The organism is Rhizobium sp. AN6A (assembly GCF_900215635.1).
GTDB classification, from domain to species: domain Bacteria; phylum Pseudomonadota; class Alphaproteobacteria; order Rhizobiales; family Rhizobiaceae; genus Agrobacterium; species Agrobacterium tumefaciens.
Window position 1 is genome coordinate 880,001 of sequence record NZ_OCNC01000003.1, and the last position, 15,932, is coordinate 895,932.

Annotated in this window: 13 protein-coding genes (1 of these 13 cut by a window edge); 8 read left to right on the forward strand and 5 right to left on the reverse strand. The window is 57.8% G+C overall.

Translation table 11 applies throughout. The features are described from left to right. Positions 1-1,041: the 5' portion of a formimidoylglutamate deiminase gene (locus CRO62_RS08010; RefSeq protein WP_097099813.1), read on the reverse strand. 306 nt of this gene lie to the left of the window's left edge; only the first 1,041 of its 1,347 coding nucleotides appear in the window; the start codon lies at positions 1,039-1,041; the stop codon falls past the left edge of the window. Between the two features lie 115 nt (positions 1,042-1,156). On the opposite strand from CRO62_RS08010, the gene hutI reads away from it, so the two are divergent. The 6 genes from hutI to CRO62_RS08040 all read left to right on the forward strand — a co-directional run bounded on the left by hutI (position 1,157) and on the right by CRO62_RS08040 (position 8,302). After that, positions 1,157-2,416, forward strand: coding sequence for an imidazolonepropionase (hutI, locus tag CRO62_RS08015; protein ID WP_097099814.1), 1,260 nt, complete (start codon positions 1,157-1,159; stop codon positions 2,414-2,416). Next, positions 2,413-3,948, forward strand: coding sequence for a histidine ammonia-lyase (hutH, locus tag CRO62_RS08020; RefSeq protein ID WP_038494479.1), 1,536 nt, complete (start codon positions 2,413-2,415; stop codon positions 3,946-3,948). The genes hutI and hutH overlap by 4 nt, the downstream gene beginning before the upstream one ends. A 1-nt stretch (position 3,949) precedes the next feature. Next, complete coding sequence (hutG, locus tag CRO62_RS08025) at positions 3,950-4,768, forward strand: N-formylglutamate deformylase (protein WP_097099815.1); 819 nt, start codon at positions 3,950-3,952, stop codon at positions 4,766-4,768. Next, positions 4,765-6,438: a urocanate hydratase gene (gene hutU, locus CRO62_RS08030; protein WP_025595291.1), complete on the forward strand. Its 1,674-nt coding sequence runs from the start codon at positions 4,765-4,767 to the stop codon at positions 6,436-6,438. The genes hutG and hutU overlap by 4 nt, the downstream gene beginning before the upstream one ends. A 243-nt stretch (positions 6,439-6,681) precedes the next feature. Next, the gene (locus CRO62_RS08035; protein ID WP_323455481.1) at positions 6,682-7,689 is read left to right on the forward strand and encodes an alpha/beta hydrolase; all 1,008 of its coding nucleotides are present in this window, start codon (positions 6,682-6,684) and stop codon (positions 7,687-7,689) included. A gap of 43 nt (positions 7,690-7,732) precedes the next feature. Next, on the forward strand, positions 7,733-8,302 hold the full coding sequence (locus tag CRO62_RS08040; RefSeq protein WP_179784476.1) for a HutD family protein: 570 nt from the start codon (positions 7,733-7,735) through the stop codon (positions 8,300-8,302). Positions 8,303-8,314: 12 nt separating this feature from the next. Here the strand turns inward: CRO62_RS08040 and CRO62_RS08045 are convergent, their stop codons facing one another. The 4 genes from CRO62_RS08045 to CRO62_RS08060 all read right to left on the reverse strand — a co-directional run bounded on the left by CRO62_RS08045 (position 8,315) and on the right by CRO62_RS08060 (position 13,147). Beyond that, positions 8,315-9,793 (reverse strand): M81 family metallopeptidase, encoded by a 1,479-nt coding sequence (locus CRO62_RS08045; protein ID WP_097099818.1) that lies wholly within the window; start codon positions 9,791-9,793, stop codon positions 8,315-8,317. A gap of 71 nt (positions 9,794-9,864) precedes the next feature. After that, complete coding sequence (locus tag CRO62_RS08050) at positions 9,865-10,953, reverse strand: D-TA family PLP-dependent enzyme (RefSeq protein WP_097100427.1); 1,089 nt, start codon at positions 10,951-10,953, stop codon at positions 9,865-9,867. A 32-nt stretch (positions 10,954-10,985) separates the two neighbouring features. Further along, the gene (locus CRO62_RS08055; RefSeq protein ID WP_097099819.1) at positions 10,986-11,381 is read right to left on the reverse strand and encodes a RidA family protein; all 396 of its coding nucleotides are present in this window, start codon (positions 11,379-11,381) and stop codon (positions 10,986-10,988) included. 380 nt (positions 11,382-11,761) lie between these two features. Further along, positions 11,762-13,147 (reverse strand): FAD/NAD(P)-binding protein, encoded by a 1,386-nt coding sequence (locus CRO62_RS08060; RefSeq protein WP_097099820.1) that lies wholly within the window; start codon positions 13,145-13,147, stop codon positions 11,762-11,764. A gap of 439 nt (positions 13,148-13,586) precedes the next feature. Between CRO62_RS08060 and repA the strand changes: the two genes are divergently transcribed. Beyond that, on the forward strand, positions 13,587-14,801 hold the full coding sequence (gene repA / locus CRO62_RS08065) for a plasmid partitioning protein RepA (protein WP_029658853.1): 1,215 nt from the start codon (positions 13,587-13,589) through the stop codon (positions 14,799-14,801). Further along, positions 14,798-15,808 carry a plasmid partitioning protein RepB gene (repB, locus tag CRO62_RS08070; RefSeq protein ID WP_003511631.1) on the forward strand — a complete coding sequence of 337 codons (1,011 nt, stop codon included), beginning with the start codon at positions 14,798-14,800 and terminating at the stop codon, positions 15,806-15,808. The genes repA and repB overlap by 4 nt, the downstream gene beginning before the upstream one ends. The last annotated feature ends 124 nt before the right edge of the window (positions 15,809-15,932 follow it).

The window sequence follows — 15,932 nt, forward strand, 5'->3', positions numbered from 1 at the left end:
GATGACATTGCGCGCCCGAAGCGACAGGCGCTGCGAATATTCGAGCATCCGCAATTCTTCCGGCACGGAGATCAAAATGTTGGAATCCGAACCGACACCGTAATGGCCGCCTTCCGCGATGAAACCTGGAGCGGGGAAGATGCCGTCGCCAAGATTGGCCTCGGTGATGGGGCAAAGGCCGGCAACGGCACCACTTTTTGCCATGCGGCGGGTTTCGGCTTCTGTCATATGCGTCGCATGGATAAGGCACCAGCGCTCATCGACCGGCGCATTCTGCAAAAGCCACTCCACCGGCCGCGCACCTGAAAAGGCGAGCGAGTCCTCGATTTCCTTGACCTGCTCCGCCACATGAATGTGGATCGGGCCGCCTTTCGCCAGCGGTTCGATCGCCGCCAGTTCTTCACCAGTTACGGCACGGAGACTGTGTGGCGCGATGCCGAGCGTTGCACCCGGAAGCCCATTCACCACGGCTTGGGCGCCCTGCATGAGCCTTTCGTAACTGTCGAGCGAATGGATGAAACGTTTCTGACCGTCGATCGGCGCCTGACCGCCGAAACCGGAATGCGCATAAAATACCGGCAGCAAAGTCAGGCCGATACCCGTTTGCGAGGCGGCGGCACCGATACGTTCGGCCATTTCGGCGATATTGCCGTAATGCGAACCATCCATATCGTTATGCAGGTAATGAAATTCACCGACCCGTCCAAAACCGGCTTCCAGCATTTCCATATAAAGCTGGGCAGCAACCGCCTCGACATGATCCGGTGTCATCGACAGCGCGAATTTGTACATGACCGTACGCCAGCTCCAGAAGCTGTCATCGGCAGGTCCGCGAATTTCCGCAAGCCCTGCCATGGCCCGCTGAAAGGCATGGCTGTGTAGATTGGGCATGGCTGGCACGACAACGGCATGCCGTTCATCCTGCGGCTGCGGAGAAACACTGGTTTCGACGGATGAAACAGCACCATCCTTGCAGTGGATGCGAACATCTTGCACCCACCCATCGGCCAGAAGTGCTGCGCCCGCGTGAATTACCGTCATGCCACCCTCTCCTCTTGATCTCTTCTGACAAGGCCACGTCGAATACGAAATTGCGGCTTGCCAACGTGATTATTATGTATATACATTTGGCACATAAAAGAAAGGCGAAAAGCAAATGCCAGGGAACAAATATACAAAGGGAATGGCGACGGGTGACACTACCGCATTGTGGCGCAATGCCCGGCTGGCGACGTTTGATTCTACCATGGAAGGCATCGGCGCTATCGAAAATGCTGCCATTGCCATACGCAACGACCGCATCGTCTTTGCCGGCGCTGAAAGCGATCTGCCCGCCGACCTGGCAACGGCCGACGAGATAACCGATTGTGAGGGACGCTGGATCACCCCGGCCCTGATAGACTGCCACACACATCTGGTCTTCGGCGGCAACCGCGCCATGGAATTCGAAATGCGTCTCAATGGCGCAACCTATGAGGAGATCGCCAAAGCGGGCGGCGGTATCGTTTCTTCGGTACGCGACACGCGCGCCCTTTCGGAAGAGGCTTTGGTGGCACAGGCATTGCCCCGACTGGATACGCTTCTGGCGGAGGGTGTCTCGACCCTCGAAATAAAATCCGGTTACGGTCTTGATATCGAAACCGAACTGAAAATGCTGCGCGTCGCCCGCAAACTTGAGACGCTACGGCCCGTTAGAATCGTCACCAGCTACCTGGCCGCGCATGCGACACCGGCCGAATATAAGGACCGTAACGCCGACTACATTATGGAAGTGGTTCTGCCGGGGCTGGAAAAAGCCAATGCGGAAGGACTGGCGGATGCGGTTGACGGTTTTTGCGAAGGCATCGCCTTTTCCGTTGAGGAAATGACCCGGGTTTTCGAGGCGGCAAAACAGTACGGTCTTCCTGTCAAGCTGCATGCCGAACAGCTTTCCAACCTCGGCGGTACGGAGCTTGCCGCATCCTACGGTGCGCTTTCCGCCGATCATCTGGAATATCTGGACGAGGCCGGTGCAAAAGCGCTGGCTAAAGCGGGAACGGTGGCCGTGCTTCTGCCCGGGGCCTTTTACGCGCTCCGGGAAAAACAGCTGCCCCCGGTTCAGGCTCTGCGCGATGCAGGCGCTGACATCGCGCTGGCTACCGATTGCAATCCTGGCACCTCTCCACTGACTTCCCTGTTGCTAACCATGAACATGGGTGCCACGCTTTTTCGCATGACGGTGGAGGAATGCCTGACGGCGACCACGCGCAATGCCGCAAAGGCGCTCGGCCTGCTTGCGGAAACCGGCACGCTGGAAGCAGGAAAATCCGCTGATTTCACCATCTGGGATATCGAACGCCCGGCTGAACTTGTCTACCGCATCGGCTTCAACCCGCTCCACGCCCGCATTTTCAAGGGACAGAAGGTTTCTCCATGACTATCACGCTTCACCCCGGCAATGTGACCCTTGCTGAACTTGCTGCAATCTACTGGGATAACGGCACAGCGAAACTCGACCGTTCGTTCGATGCCGGCATAAAAAAAGCAGCGGCCCGCATCGCCGAGATCGCCGCCGGCAATGCGCCGGTCTATGGCATCAATACCGGTTTCGGCAAACTCGCCTCAATCAAGATCGACGCAGCCGATGTGGCGACGCTGCAGCGTAACCTCATCCTGTCGCATTGCTGCGGCGTCGGTGCGGCGCTTCCGGAAAATGTCGTGCGCCTGATCATGGCGCTGAAGCTGATTTCGCTCGGTCGCGGCGCCTCCGGCGTGAGGCTGGAACTGGTACGGCTGATCGAGGACATGCTGGAAAAGGGTGTCATCCCTTCCATCCCGGAAAAGGGTTCGGTCGGAGCGTCAGGCGATCTCGCGCCGCTTGCCCATATGGCCGCCGTGATGATGGGCGAAGGCGAGGCTTTCTATGAAGGTACGCTTCTGCCCGCCGGCGAAGCTCTCACTAGAGCCGGGCTGACCCCGGTCGTGCTCGCCGCCAAGGAAGGGTTGGCGCTGATCAACGGCACGCAAACCTCGACGGCGCTGGCGCTTGCCGGTCTTTTCCGCGCTCACCGCGCGGCACAGGCAGCGCTGATAACAGGTGCGCTTTCCACCGATGCCGCCATGGGTTCCTCGGCTCCCTTCCATCCCGATATTCACACATTGCGCGGCCACAAGGGCCAGATCGATGCCGGGGCTGCGCTGCGCAACCTGCTGGAAGGATCCGAAATCCGTGTCAGCCATATCGAAGGCGACGAGCGCGTTCAGGATCCCTATTGCATCCGCTGCCAGCCGCAGGTGGACGGCGCCTGCCTCGATCTTCTTCGACAGGTAGCCCGCACGCTTGAAATCGAAGCCAATGCCGTGACGGACAATCCGCTGGTGCTTTCCGACAATTCCGTCGTATCCGGGGGCAACTTCCACGCTGAACCGGTGGCATTTGCCGCCGACCAGACGGCGCTTGCCATCTGCGAAATCGGCGCGATCGCGCAACGCCGCGTGGCGCTGCTTGTCGATCCGGCTCTATCCTATGGCCTTCCGGCATTTCTATCGAAAAAACCGGGGCTGAATTCCGGCCTGATGATTGCCGAAGTCACCTCCGCTGCGCTGATGAGCGAGAACAAGCAGATGGCTCATCCGGCCTCGGTCGACTCGACGCCAACCTCCGCCAATCAGGAAGACCATGTCTCCATGGCCTGCCACGGCGCGCGCCGCCTGCTACCGATGACGGAGAACCTTTTCGCCATCCTCGGCATCGAGGCGCTTTCGGCGGTTCAGGGCGTTGAGCTGCGTGGGCCATTGAAAACCAGCCCGGAGCTGCAAAAGGCAATCGCCGTGCTGCGTCAGGCGATCCCTTCACTGGAAGAGGACCGTTATATGGCGCCCGATCTGAAGGCGGCATCCGACCTTATTGCTACCGGCGCTCTTGTGTCCGTGATTTCCGACGGCATTCTTCCGAAGCTGGAGGCGTAAGATGCCCGTCTTCGATATTAAAGAAGGCACATCGCCCGTCATTCTCGGCCTGCCCCACACCGGCACCGATGTTCCGGCAGCGATTTGGCAACGCTTGAACGACAACGGCAAGATGCTTGCCGATACCGACTGGCATATTCATGATCTCTACGCGGATCTGCTCCCCGACGCGACGACGGTTCGCGCCACCTTTCATCGTTATGTGATCGATGCCAACCGCGATCCTGAAGGCGTCAGCCTCTATCCGGGACAAAACACCACAGGCCTTGTTCCGGAAACCGATTTCGACGGCAAATCGATCTGGAATGAGGGGCAGGAACCGAATCAAGACGACATCGTCTCTCGGCTGGAAACTTTTCATGCGCCCTATCACTCCGCACTTGCGGCGGAAATCGAGCGGGTTAAGGCCATTCACGGCATCGCCATTCTCTATGATTGCCATTCGATCCGCTCGCATATCCCGTTCCTGTTCGAAGGCAAGCTGCCGGATTTCAACATCGGTACGGATATGGGTAGGACCTGCGATCCAGCCATCGAGACAATGGCGATCGAAGCGACCGCGGCGGCGGAAGGTTATTCCAGCATACTCAACGGTCGCTTCAAGGGTGGCTGGACGACGCGCCACTACGGAAAGCCAGGGACCGGCGTGCACGCCATCCAGATGGAACTGGCGCAATCCACCCATCTAACGACAGAAGCACCGCCGTTTGCCTATGACGACGCCAAGGCCACCAAGCTTCGTATCCACCTGAAAGACATTCTCACGCGCATCGAAACGACTGCGCTGACACTCGCACACACCAAAAGGGGAACCAAATGACCAATCCTCGTCACAATATCCGCGACGTCCGCGCTGCGCGTGGAACCGAGCTGACCGCGAAATCGTGGATGACAGAAGCGCCGCTGCGCATGCTGATGAACAATCTCGATCCTGAAGTGGCCGAGAACCCGCACGAACTGGTGGTTTATGGCGGCATAGGCCGTGCCGCCCGCACCTGGGCGGATTTCGACAAGATCGTCGCGACCCTGCGCGATCTCAACGAAGACGAAACGCTGATGGTCCAGTCCGGTAAACCGGTCGGCGTGTTCCGCACCCACAAGGATGCGCCGCGCGTGCTGATTGCCAACTCCAACCTCGTGCCGCACTGGGCGACATGGGATCATTTCAACGAGCTGGATAAAAAGGGTCTTGCCATGTACGGCCAGATGACCGCCGGTTCGTGGATCTATATCGGCAGCCAGGGCATCGTGCAGGGCACCTACGAAACCTTCGTGGAGGCCGGTCGCCAGCACTATAACGGCGATCTCACAGGCAAATGGGTTCTGACCGGCGGCCTTGGCGGCATGGGCGGCGCCCAGCCACTTGCCGCCGTGATGGCCGGTGCCTGCTGCCTTGCCATTGAATGCAATCCCGATTCGATCGATTTCCGTCTGCGCACCCGCTACGTCGATGCCCGCGCCGAAACTCTTGATGAGGCGATGGAGATGATTGAGCGCTGGACCGCCGCCGGCGAGGCAAAGTCCGTCGGCCTGCTCGGCAACACCGCTGAAATCCTGCCGGAAATGGTCCGCCGCGGCATCCGTCCAGACATGGTAACCGACCAGACCTCGGCGCACGACCCGATCAACGGCTATCTGCCGAAGGGCTGGACGATGGCCAAGTGGAAGGAAAAGCGCGAGAGCGACCCGAAAGCCGTCGAAAAAGCCGCCCGTGCCTCGATGCGCGAACATGTCGAAGCGATGATTGCCTTCCAGGACATGGGCATTCCGACTTTCGACTACGGCAACAACATCCGCCAGGTGGCAAAAGAAGAAGGGCTGGAAAACGCTTTCGCCTTCCCGGGCTTCGTTCCGGCCTATATCCGCCCGCTGTTTTGCCGCGGCGTCGGCCCGTTCCGGTGGGCGGCACTATCGGGTGATCCGGAAGACATCCGCAAGACCGACGCCAAGGTGAAGGAACTGCTGCCCGACAACAAGCATCTGCACAATTGGCTTGATATGGCCGCCGAGCGTATTGCCTTCCAGGGCCTGCCGGCGCGTATCTGCTGGGTTGGCCTTGGTGATCGCCATCGTCTCGGTCTTGCTTTCAACGAAATGGTCAAGAACGGCGAGCTCAGCGCTCCGATCGTCATCGGCCGCGACCACCTCGACAGCGGCTCCGTCGCCTCGCCGAACCGCGAGACCGAAGCCATGCAGGACGGTTCGGATGCCGTATCCGACTGGCCGCTGCTGAACGCGCTGCTCAACACCGCATCCGGCGCGACATGGGTTTCCCTGCACCACGGCGGCGGCGTCGGCATGGGCTTTTCCCAGCATTCCGGCATGGTCATCTGCTGCGACGGCACCGATGACGCGGCCCGCCGCATAGAGCGCGTGCTGTGGAACGACCCGGCAACCGGCGTCATGCGCCATGCCGATGCCGGTTACGAAATCGCCGTGGAATGCGCGAAGGAGCAGGGCCTGCGACTGCCCGGCATTCTCGGTAACTAAAGAAAAAACTCGGCGCAGTCTTGAGGCTGCGCCGTTATCTGATCCGGGAAGAGGGCCGCGATCCACACGTCGTATAGTGCCGACCGCGATGCCGCATCAGTTTCGACGCCGCTGTCGGCGGCCGTTGGAACTTCTGGTCTGTCTGCGGCTTTGTTCGTTGCTGTTTTTAACCGACCGACTGTATGCTCGTTTGAAAGCCGCGCTAACCGTTAGGCAGGCATGAAGGACATGGTAGATCAAAGAATGGCGCACAGGTTCCTTCCGCTTGCCTTTACCCTCCTGTTCGGGGCACTTCTCCCGGTTTCCGCTACGAATGCCGTGGCGTCCGAAAAGCAGCAAAATGTTCCCGTGCGGATCGATGTGGGCGGCTACAAGCTGAACAGCATCTTGGTCGAGCCGGGAAAAAGCGCCGAGCTTCCGCCGATCCTCTTCATTCACGGGGCAAGCGCCAGTCTCTATGATCCGATGTTTTCGTTTCTCGAAAAGCTGAGAGGCCGTGCAAAACTGCTATTTGTCGACAGGCCAGGGCATGGCAACTCGGATATCGGCGGCAAGGCAAATATTCTCCCGGATGGACAGGCGGACGCCATTGCCCAGCTTATGAAAAAGCGAGGCGTCCCGAGAGCGATTATCGTCGGACATTCCTTTGGCGGCGCCATCGCGGCATCGCTTGCGGTCCGTCATCCGGAGATGGTCGCGGGCCTCGTATTCCTTTCTCCCGCTGTCTATCCATGGGAGGGCGGCATCGCCTGGTATTATACAGCGGCAAATGCGCCCTTCACCGGTACGCTGTTCAGCACCTTCATTGCTCCGCCCGCCGGCCTTCTGGTGTTGGATCAGGCAACGCGCGGCGTTTTTGCACCCAATTCCAGACCCGCCGGTTACGTGCAAGCGACGCATTCCGTGGCGGCCCTGCGGCCCAGGGCCTTTCGACACAATGCCCAGGAGGTCGCGGCTCTCAATGAATGGGCGCGTGGAGCTTCCTCGGAGTATCGGCGCATCACGGCACCAACCGTCATCATAACCGGTGATACGGACACGATCGTCTCGCCAGAGGTGCATTCCCGTCATCTCGCCAGAGATATTCGCGGCTCCACTTTGATCGTCGTGCACAATCTCGGGCATAAATCTGACTATGTCGCCAGTGACCTTGCCATTGCCGCGATCGAAAAGGTTGCCGGCCGGCCATCCGATTTAAAGGCGGTCCAAAAAACGATTGAGCGACGCATCGAGAATGATCGCGGATCGTAAACTTCCGCCCCCGCCCCCTTAACGACCCGATTCTGGACATCACATGAGACTATTACGCGCTTCCGAATACAAAACCATGCCGTGGAAAAATGGCGGCGGCGTTACGGTGGAAATCGCCATCCATCCGCCGGGTGCTTCCGTGGATGCATTCGACTGGCGCGTCAGCATGGCGACCGTTGCTCAGGACGGACCATTTTCCAGCTTCCCCGGCATAGACCGCACGCTTGCGATTATCGAGGGAAACGGCATGGCACTCGCTATTTCGGGTCATGAGCCGGTGGCGCTGACGACGGAGAGTACCCCGCTGCCCTTTGCCGCCGATGTTCCCGTGGATGCGACCCTGATGGACGGCGCGATCGTCGACCTGAACGTCATGACCCGCCGCTCATCCTTCGCCCACAGCGTGCAAAGACTATCCGGCAGTTGTTCGATGCAAGCGGCAACGGGAACAAGGCTGATCCTCGCGCTCGATCCTTTGACTGTCGCCGTCAAGAACGACACAGCCCGGCTGGAGAAGCTGGATAGCGTTTTCATCGCGGAAAGCATGCCTTTCACCATCGAGGCGGATCATGGTGAAGGCATATTCTTTTTGATCACGCTACAAGATATCTGACGCGCCGCAGCCTCAGTCCAACCCCAGCGGATCGGCCACCCGTGGCCATAACTGGAGGCTTGCCTTGCGATACGCGGTTGTGGCCGGATCGGTCGGATAGGAGGTAGGTGCAGCGATATAAACGATCTCGGAGGCGACCGGCGCAAAACCCGCATGGAAGTGGTTGGTGGACTTCACCAGCAGCACGTCTTTCCTGGCAAAATCAATGCCGAGATTGGAAAAGATATCCGGCTCATAAGTTTGCGTGCGGCTGGTAATGAGAATGATATCGATTTCCGTTCCGACCGGTCGAACGACGGCGGCGCGGCCGAGGGTGACGCGGCTGTTTCGGAAACTCTGCCACCCTGCTTCTGCAGTGCGCATGACCCTGATCCGGAAATCGAGCGGCTCGCCACCTTCGGGACTGGATTTGCCGCCGATACGCAGATCAATCTCCGCCCCCTCGCCTGCGGCGTGACAGAAAGACACGGCAATCGGATCCCAGATCGTTGCCACACCGATATTGTCCATGCCGCGCTCCACCATACGCCGCAGAATATGGGTGGCATCACCCGCAACGCCGCCACCGGGATTATCCCATATATCCGACACCACGACCGGCATATCCGGATGCTCACTACGAATGGCGAGAGCCTTGTCGAGACCCGATTCCGTGTCGAGCATCGGCATGGCAGTCAACTTGCGCATGGCATAAAGCTCATGGCCGAATTTTTCGGCCAGTGCGTCACCTTTTGCCCTGTCATTATCTGTCACGACGACGATACGCGTGCCCATATCTGGAACATCGCCCGCCATAAAACCGTGAATAACGGAAATAGACAGCACGCCGTCCTTGCCCTCCAAAGCCTTCAAACGGTCAACATAAGAACGCATCGGTTCGCGGCTGGTGGGGTAAATGGTGATCATGCGGCAATCGAAAGTGGAAATAACCGGCCTGATTTCTCCGCGCAGGGTGCGAAGCGCCAGTTCAACAACGTGCTCACCACGTTCCTCAAAATCCGTATGCGGGAATTCCAGAAACGTCGCCATGATATCGAGATTTTGGACCCTTAAAGGGGTCAAATGGCTGTGGGGATCGAATTCCGCCGCGATCAGTACGTCGGGACCAACAAGCGTGCGGACATGCGACAGGAAATCGCCTTCCGGATCGTCATAACCCTGCGCGACCATGGCGCCATGGAGACCAAGAATTACCGCATCGACCGGCATGGCGGCGGCAAGCTCGGCAAGAATTGTATCGCGCAGCGTTTCATAGGTCTGGCGCTGTATCAGCCCCGCCGGTTCCGCCCAGCAGGAGGTGCCCTCGATTACCGTAAACCCTTCCGCTTTGCCGCGCCGGCGCAGAATTGGTACCGGTGAGGAGCACAGCGTCGGCGTTTCCGGATGTTCACCGGGCCCAGCGTAAAAAGCCGCGCGAAAGGCGTCCATATCCGTCGGGACGGGTGAAAACGTGTTGGTTTCGGTGGCAAGCGATGCCGTGAATATGCGCATGACTGTCATTCTCGTTGCCGATGCCCGCATTTCGGCAGCATCTTTTTTGCAATTTAATTAGCCGGGTAATATTACCAGACGGTGCCGCGTGCTGCGACGTCTTCCACCCGCGTCACGAAACCGTTTCGATGGAAAACCATCCTGTCGAAAAGATTGGTGATGACGCAGGTGTGGTTCGGCACAACCTTGACCAGATCACCGATTTCCGGCCGACCCGATGTGCAGCCCGACAAATCGACCACCGCATGTTCTTCCGAAAGCGACATGATTTTTGCGCCTTCATACCCTTCAATCAGCCCGTAATCGCTGAACCCAAGGAGATCGGAGGTCAAAGCCTTGGAGCCACAATCGAGCACAGCGCGATCAGCTGTCGGTCGCGACACCACGGTGGCAAGAACATGCATTGCCAGGTCGCCAGCGGTGCAATGTCCGGCGCGCAGCATCGAACGGTCATTATACACATAGGTGCCCGCCCGATATTCGGTTGCGGACGGAACGAGGTGAGCAGAGAAAAAATCCGGTGAGCCGCCACTGGAGCGAACCGGGCAGTCAATGCCCTTTTCCGCAAGCAACGCCATGGTTTCGCGAATGAAGTTCTCCACCTTTTCGGCGCCACCGGGTGCCGGATAGGTCAAAATGCCCTTGAAATTGAGACCAGGTGCCGCGACGATCTTTTCTGCAAGCTGCAACACGGCTTCAGGGGTCTGCACACCGCAGCGTTTTCCGCCAGTATCGCATTCGACAAGAACGGAAAGCGGTCTTTCCGCATCGAATGTGCCGGCAAGGCCGGCAATCGTCACGGCGCTGTCGGCAACGACGCTCAGCTGCCCTATACGCGCATTCAATGCCCTCAGCCGCGAGAGTTTCGCCGCGCCGAGGATATTGTAGGTGATCAGGATGTCGTCGAAACCGGCATCCGCGAAAACTTCCGCCTCGCTGACCTTCTGGCAATTGATGCCGATGGCGCCCGCCTGAAGCTGCTGCTTCGCAACGGCTGGTATCTTATGCGTCTTGATATGGGGGCGAAAAGCCTTGCCATGTCCGTCAAGATAGGACTGCGCCCGCGCAATATTGGCGGCAAGCCGGTCCTCGTCGATCACCGGCATCGGCGTCGAGATCGCATCGAGTGGGGTGCCTTCGTCAGGCCAGGGATAGGTCATCGTCATACGCTCTCAGAATCGGAAATTGGCAATCAAACCAGTGGCTTATAGGCGATAACATCCATTTCAACCTTCGCATCGACCATCAGGGGCGACTGCACGGTTGAACGTGCCGGCGGATGATCGATGAAATATTTCTGGAAGACCGCGTTGAAGCTCGAAAAATCCCGAGCATCATCCAGCCAGACATTGACCTTGACCACATCGGCAAGCGTACAATCCGCAAGCGCCAGAACATCTATGATATTGGCCACAACCTGCTCGGTCTGGGCCACAATGCCGCCGGTTACTACTTCACCATCGACGGTTGGCACCTGTCCAGACACATAGACGAAATCACCGGCCCGCACTGCCTTGGCAAAAGGCCTGCGCTGTCCGCCAGCCTGAGCGTCAGCCGTCTCGAACCTTACCAGTTTCTGCTTTTCCATCGATGCCTCGCAAATAATTTTCATGGAAATCGTATTTTTAAGGGTTTAATAGCTCGTTTTGCGTCAATATTCCATAAGTGATGTAAATAATTTAGCAATTGTGTAAATCTCAACTCGCAGACCGATGATGTTACGGTGAACCATTCGCATCGCCGCACGTTGTCGAACCGAATGATGAGACTCAAAAGCTATTGTCTGTTGCGTTATATGGAAGCGGCTATTGGCCGAGCCAAGGCTCTTTCCAATCCTTAGCTCTATCGCGCAATCAGTAAGCCCGCGATATTTCGGATACCTGCCTGATAAGAGAGAGGTTAGCCGCGGCAAACCTCAGTATCTGAAAAGTTCGAGGAACAGTCTCAAGGTGCTACTGTTCTTTAACATCAACCGTGTGCCGAGACCCGCCGGTCTGATACCACTCTGTCCGTGACAGCTTGCGCGATCTTCTGCGCCTGAACGCGGATATCCGGCACGGCGGTTATCTCCCAAAAGCGGCCCGCCGTCAGCGCCCCGGCGGCAAACAGGCCGGGCCAGATCTGCCCGTCCGCGTTTGACAAGCGCGACTGGCCATCGACCTCGACCCCAAGACCAAAGGCGTCAAGCAAAAGCACGCCATCGTCCCGCATGGTTTCCAGAAGCCGTGAATGACCGATCCCCGCCCTCTCCATTCCGGTACAATTAACAACCCAATCGACCTGAAACTCTCTAAGCGTCTCCGTATGCCGACGGCGATAAAGTACGGCGATTCCCTCGTCCTGCTCGTCGAGAGAGCGGAGATAACCGGCATGAATCTCTAAAACGCCGTCAGATAAGAGCTTTTCAAAAGCCTTATGCACTTCGGGCGCGATTCGGTGCCGGTGAATGTTCCACCAGGGCAACGCATGGCGAAGAAACCGGCTACGCTGCTCAGATGTGAGACTCTGCCAAAGTAGCTGGGTCTTCGGCCGTAGACCATCCATGACAGTACGCCACGGCGCACCATCTTTCACCCGCTTACGCAGAGCCTGCAGTAACCGGCTGATCTCGGTCGAACCTTCAGGTAAGCGCGGATCAACCGGCGACAGGGGCGGGCTGATATGTGGATGCGGCACAAGTCCGCGGCGGGACAATACGTGGATTGGGCCACGGTGTCCCTTTCCGCGAAGCGTCAGGACCTGATCGATCATCGTCAGGCCAGAACCCAGAATGCAGATGCGGTCCCCCGCCTTTACTTTCGACAGCCATCCGGACTGCCAGCAATGCCCGATGATGCGCTGCGGCGTGTCATCATCTTTCGTCAGAGTTTGCACCGGCAAACTTGCCGCGCCGACACCAAGACATAAGACAACGTTTTGCGCGCGCAGCTTCTCACCGTTCTCCAGTGCAAAAGAGAAACCTCCATCGCCATCCGGCCGACAGGCTGAAGCCTTGGCACGGATGAAGTCCACCCTCGCCCGCTGATCCCGGCTTCTCAGCAAGCTGGCGAGCCTGTCCCTGAGATATAGGCCGTAATCGCCACGTGAGGCAAAAGCCAATGGATCATTTCCGAGCCCATTCTCCGTCAGCCAATCAAGAAAGTCATCCGGCCTGTCGGGGAATACGCTCATCCGCCCTGCGGGCACATTGAGCCGGTGATAGGGCAACTCGGTACGATAGGCCGTACCACGCCCGAAATCCGACTCGTCGCCGACAATGGCGATCGACGCGTCCCCGGGGAGGGATGATAGAAGATGAGCGGCGGTACAGATGGCCGAGAAACCCGAACCGACGATAGCGACATCATAGGACATTCATTCCTCCAACCTGCGACAGCACGAAAGGTCAGGCGGTGGGCGCCGGACCCGTTGATACTCTAGTCGATGAGTAGAGATTAAACACCTGCCAATGTCCACCCTTCACTTTCCGCTGGCGGGATCGCTCATTGCACATTGATACGCAGGATTCTCAAAGTTAGCCGCGGCAAACTTTCTCTCTGATCGCTTCTTGTCAATTTTGAAGGAAGCCAAAAAACCGCATCTCTGCCAGAACGAAGATGAAGTTAGCCGCGGCTAACCGACAAACTGTCACAAAAAGCAAAACTGATTCTTCCACAATGCCTTAGCGGTACTTCTGCATCCGGGAAAAAAGCCTATTGCGCCAAAAAGAGAATCGGCGCTTATATCTCAGTTGCGGAAAAAACCGTCTTTTTCGAAAAAAACCGCAACTGCAATATCGAGCGAAAGTAGATCCATGACACAGAGTGCCGACTCAAGATTTGCTGCAGGGGCACCCGACCTCACGAGCCTTATACAACAGCATTCGGCTGCATTGTCAGCCCAATTGCAGGCGCATAATGCGAATACGTTTTCACCGCATACCGAAAAGAGTATGCGCCATTTTTCGCCGGCGGAAACCGCCCGGCTGATTGGCATCGGTGAAGCCTATCTTCGTCAGATCGCCGCTGAGCGTCCGGAACTCGATGCAGCGCAGGCATCCGGTCGTCGTTCCTATTCGGTAGAGGATATGGACGAGATCAGAAAGTTTCTCGATCAGGGCGCGCGCGGCACACGTCGCTATCTGCCCCACCGTCGCGACGGCGAGGAATTGCAGGTCATCGCGGTCATGAATTTCAAAGGCGGTTCTGGTAAGACCACGACATCCGCGCATCTGGCACAATATCTGGCGCTGCGCGGTTACCGGGTTCTGGCTATCGATCTCGATCCGCAGGCCAGTCTCTCCGCTCTCTTCGGTCACCAGCCCGAAATGGATGTCGGCCCGAATGAAACGCTCTACGGCGCGATCCGCTACGATGACGAACGCCGGCCGATAGCCGAGATCGTTCGCGGCACCTATATTCCCAACCTTCATATCGTTCCGGGCAATCTGGAGCTTATGGAGTTCGAACATGATACCCCGCGCGCACTGATGCGCCGCGCACCGGGCGACACGCTGTTCTTCGCTCGCATCGGCCAGGCAATCGCCCAGGCCCAGAACTTCTACGATGTCGTGGTCATCGATTGCCCACCGCAACTCGGTTACCTGACGCTTTCGGCGCTGACGGCGGCAACATCGGTTCTCGTCACCGTTCATCCGCAAATGCTTGATGTCATGTCCATGAACCAGTTCCTTGCCATGACTGGCGATCTTCTCGCTGAAATCGGCAGGGCTGGTGCACGCTCCGATTATAACTGGATGCGTTACCTCATCACGCGTTTCGAACCGAGCGATGGGCCGCAGAACCAGATGGTGGCTTTCCTGCGCTCGATCTTCGGTGAAAACGTCCTCATTCACCCGATGCTGAAGAGCACGGCCGTTTCGGATGCCGGATTGACCAACCAGACGCTTTTCGAGGTGGAAAGAACCCAGTTCACGCGCTCCACTTATGACCGCGCACTGGAAGCCATGAACAACGTGAACGCTGAAATCGAGGGATTGATTAAAAAAGCGTGGGGTAGGGCAGCATGAGCAGAAAACAGATTTTCGCCAATCTTGGCACGCCAGGCACTGACAACGATACCACTCCCGAGCGGTCCCGTCCGCGTGTCAGACCCATCCTCGGTTCTCCCGAACTGGTGACGGATGTGTTGAACTCGCCAGTCGGCATGATCGGCCAGTCTCTGAACGAAGTGTCGGAGCGCTCCAAACGTGCTGAAGAGATCGAAAAACGGCTCGCAGAGGGCCTTACGATCGTTTCGCTCAATCCTGCTGATATCGACCCGTCCTTCATACCCGACCGCATGCCAGCCTCAGAAGAGGCGGATGCAGGCCTGGTGGAGGCTATTCGTGAGCAGGGCCAGCAGGTTCCCATTCTGGTGCGCCCTCATCCCGAATTTCCGGGACGTTATCAGGTCGCATTTGGCCATCGCCGTCTGCGCGCCGTTTCCAACCTGGGTATTCCGGTCAAGGCCGTGGTTCGCGATCTCAGCGACGAACAGCTGGTTGTGGCCCAGGGACAGGAAAACAACGAGCGCCGTGACCTAACCTATATCGAAAAGGCGCGGTTCGCCCAGAAACTGCAGATGCGGTTTCCGCGTGATACAATCATGGCGGCGATGTCCCTACACAAGGGCGATCTTTCCAACATGCTATCGGTTGTCGGTCGCATTCCCGAGGATCTGGTCGATCTTATTGGTCCGGCACCTACCGTCGGTCGCCGTAACTGGATGGATCTTGCAGATCAGCTCTCCTCGTCACAGGTCAAGGAAGCTGCGCGCGCTTATGTCAGGGAACCTTCCGTTGCCGCTCTTCCGTCCGAAGAACGCTTCAAGTCGCTTCTGGATTTTCTGAAACCCAAGGCACAGGCAAAGAAAGCCGGTGTCTGGTCTTCGGAAACTGGCAGCAGACTGGCAAAGGTGGTCGAAAGCGACCGCAAGCTGGATATATCCATCGACAAGAACGAGGCGCCGGAATTTGCTGATTTCGTTCTGGAACATCTTCAGGCGCTGTTTGCCGAATACCGGTCCAAGCAGTGATTGTTAATACCAACGACTAACAGGAGACGCATTACAAAAGAAAAAAGCCCCCGAACGTTGCCGCACGGAAGCCTTTCTTTGATCTAAGCAACCAAAGAATCTCATTTCCGCGAATCATAGTCAA

Coding starts and splice junctions, on each gene's coding strand:
- hutI (WP_097099814.1), top strand. CDS start 1,157: ATGCCAGGGAACAAATATACAAAGGGAATGGCGACGGGTGACACTACC.
- hutH (WP_038494479.1), top strand. CDS start 2,413: ATGACTATCACGCTTCACCCCGGCAATGTGACCCTTGCTGAACTTGCT.
- hutG (WP_097099815.1), top strand. CDS start 3,950: ATGCCCGTCTTCGATATTAAAGAAGGCACATCGCCCGTCATTCTCGGC.
- hutU (WP_025595291.1), top strand. CDS start 4,765: ATGACCAATCCTCGTCACAATATCCGCGACGTCCGCGCTGCGCGTGGA.
- CRO62_RS08035 (WP_323455481.1), top strand. CDS start 6,682: ATGGCGCACAGGTTCCTTCCGCTTGCCTTTACCCTCCTGTTCGGGGCA.
- CRO62_RS08040 (WP_179784476.1), top strand. CDS start 7,733: ATGAGACTATTACGCGCTTCCGAATACAAAACCATGCCGTGGAAAAAT.
- CRO62_RS08045 (WP_097099818.1), bottom strand. CDS start 9,793: ATGCGCATATTCACGGCATCGCTTGCCACCGAAACCAACACGTTTTCA.
- CRO62_RS08050 (WP_097100427.1), bottom strand. CDS start 10,953: ATGACCTATCCCTGGCCTGACGAAGGCACCCCACTCGATGCGATCTCG.
- CRO62_RS08055 (WP_097099819.1), bottom strand. CDS start 11,381: ATGGAAAAGCAGAAACTGGTAAGGTTCGAGACGGCTGACGCTCAGGCT.
- CRO62_RS08060 (WP_097099820.1), bottom strand. CDS start 13,147: ATGTCCTATGATGTCGCTATCGTCGGTTCGGGTTTCTCGGCCATCTGT.
- repA (WP_029658853.1), top strand. CDS start 13,587: ATGACACAGAGTGCCGACTCAAGATTTGCTGCAGGGGCACCCGACCTC.
- repB (WP_003511631.1), top strand. CDS start 14,798: ATGAGCAGAAAACAGATTTTCGCCAATCTTGGCACGCCAGGCACTGAC.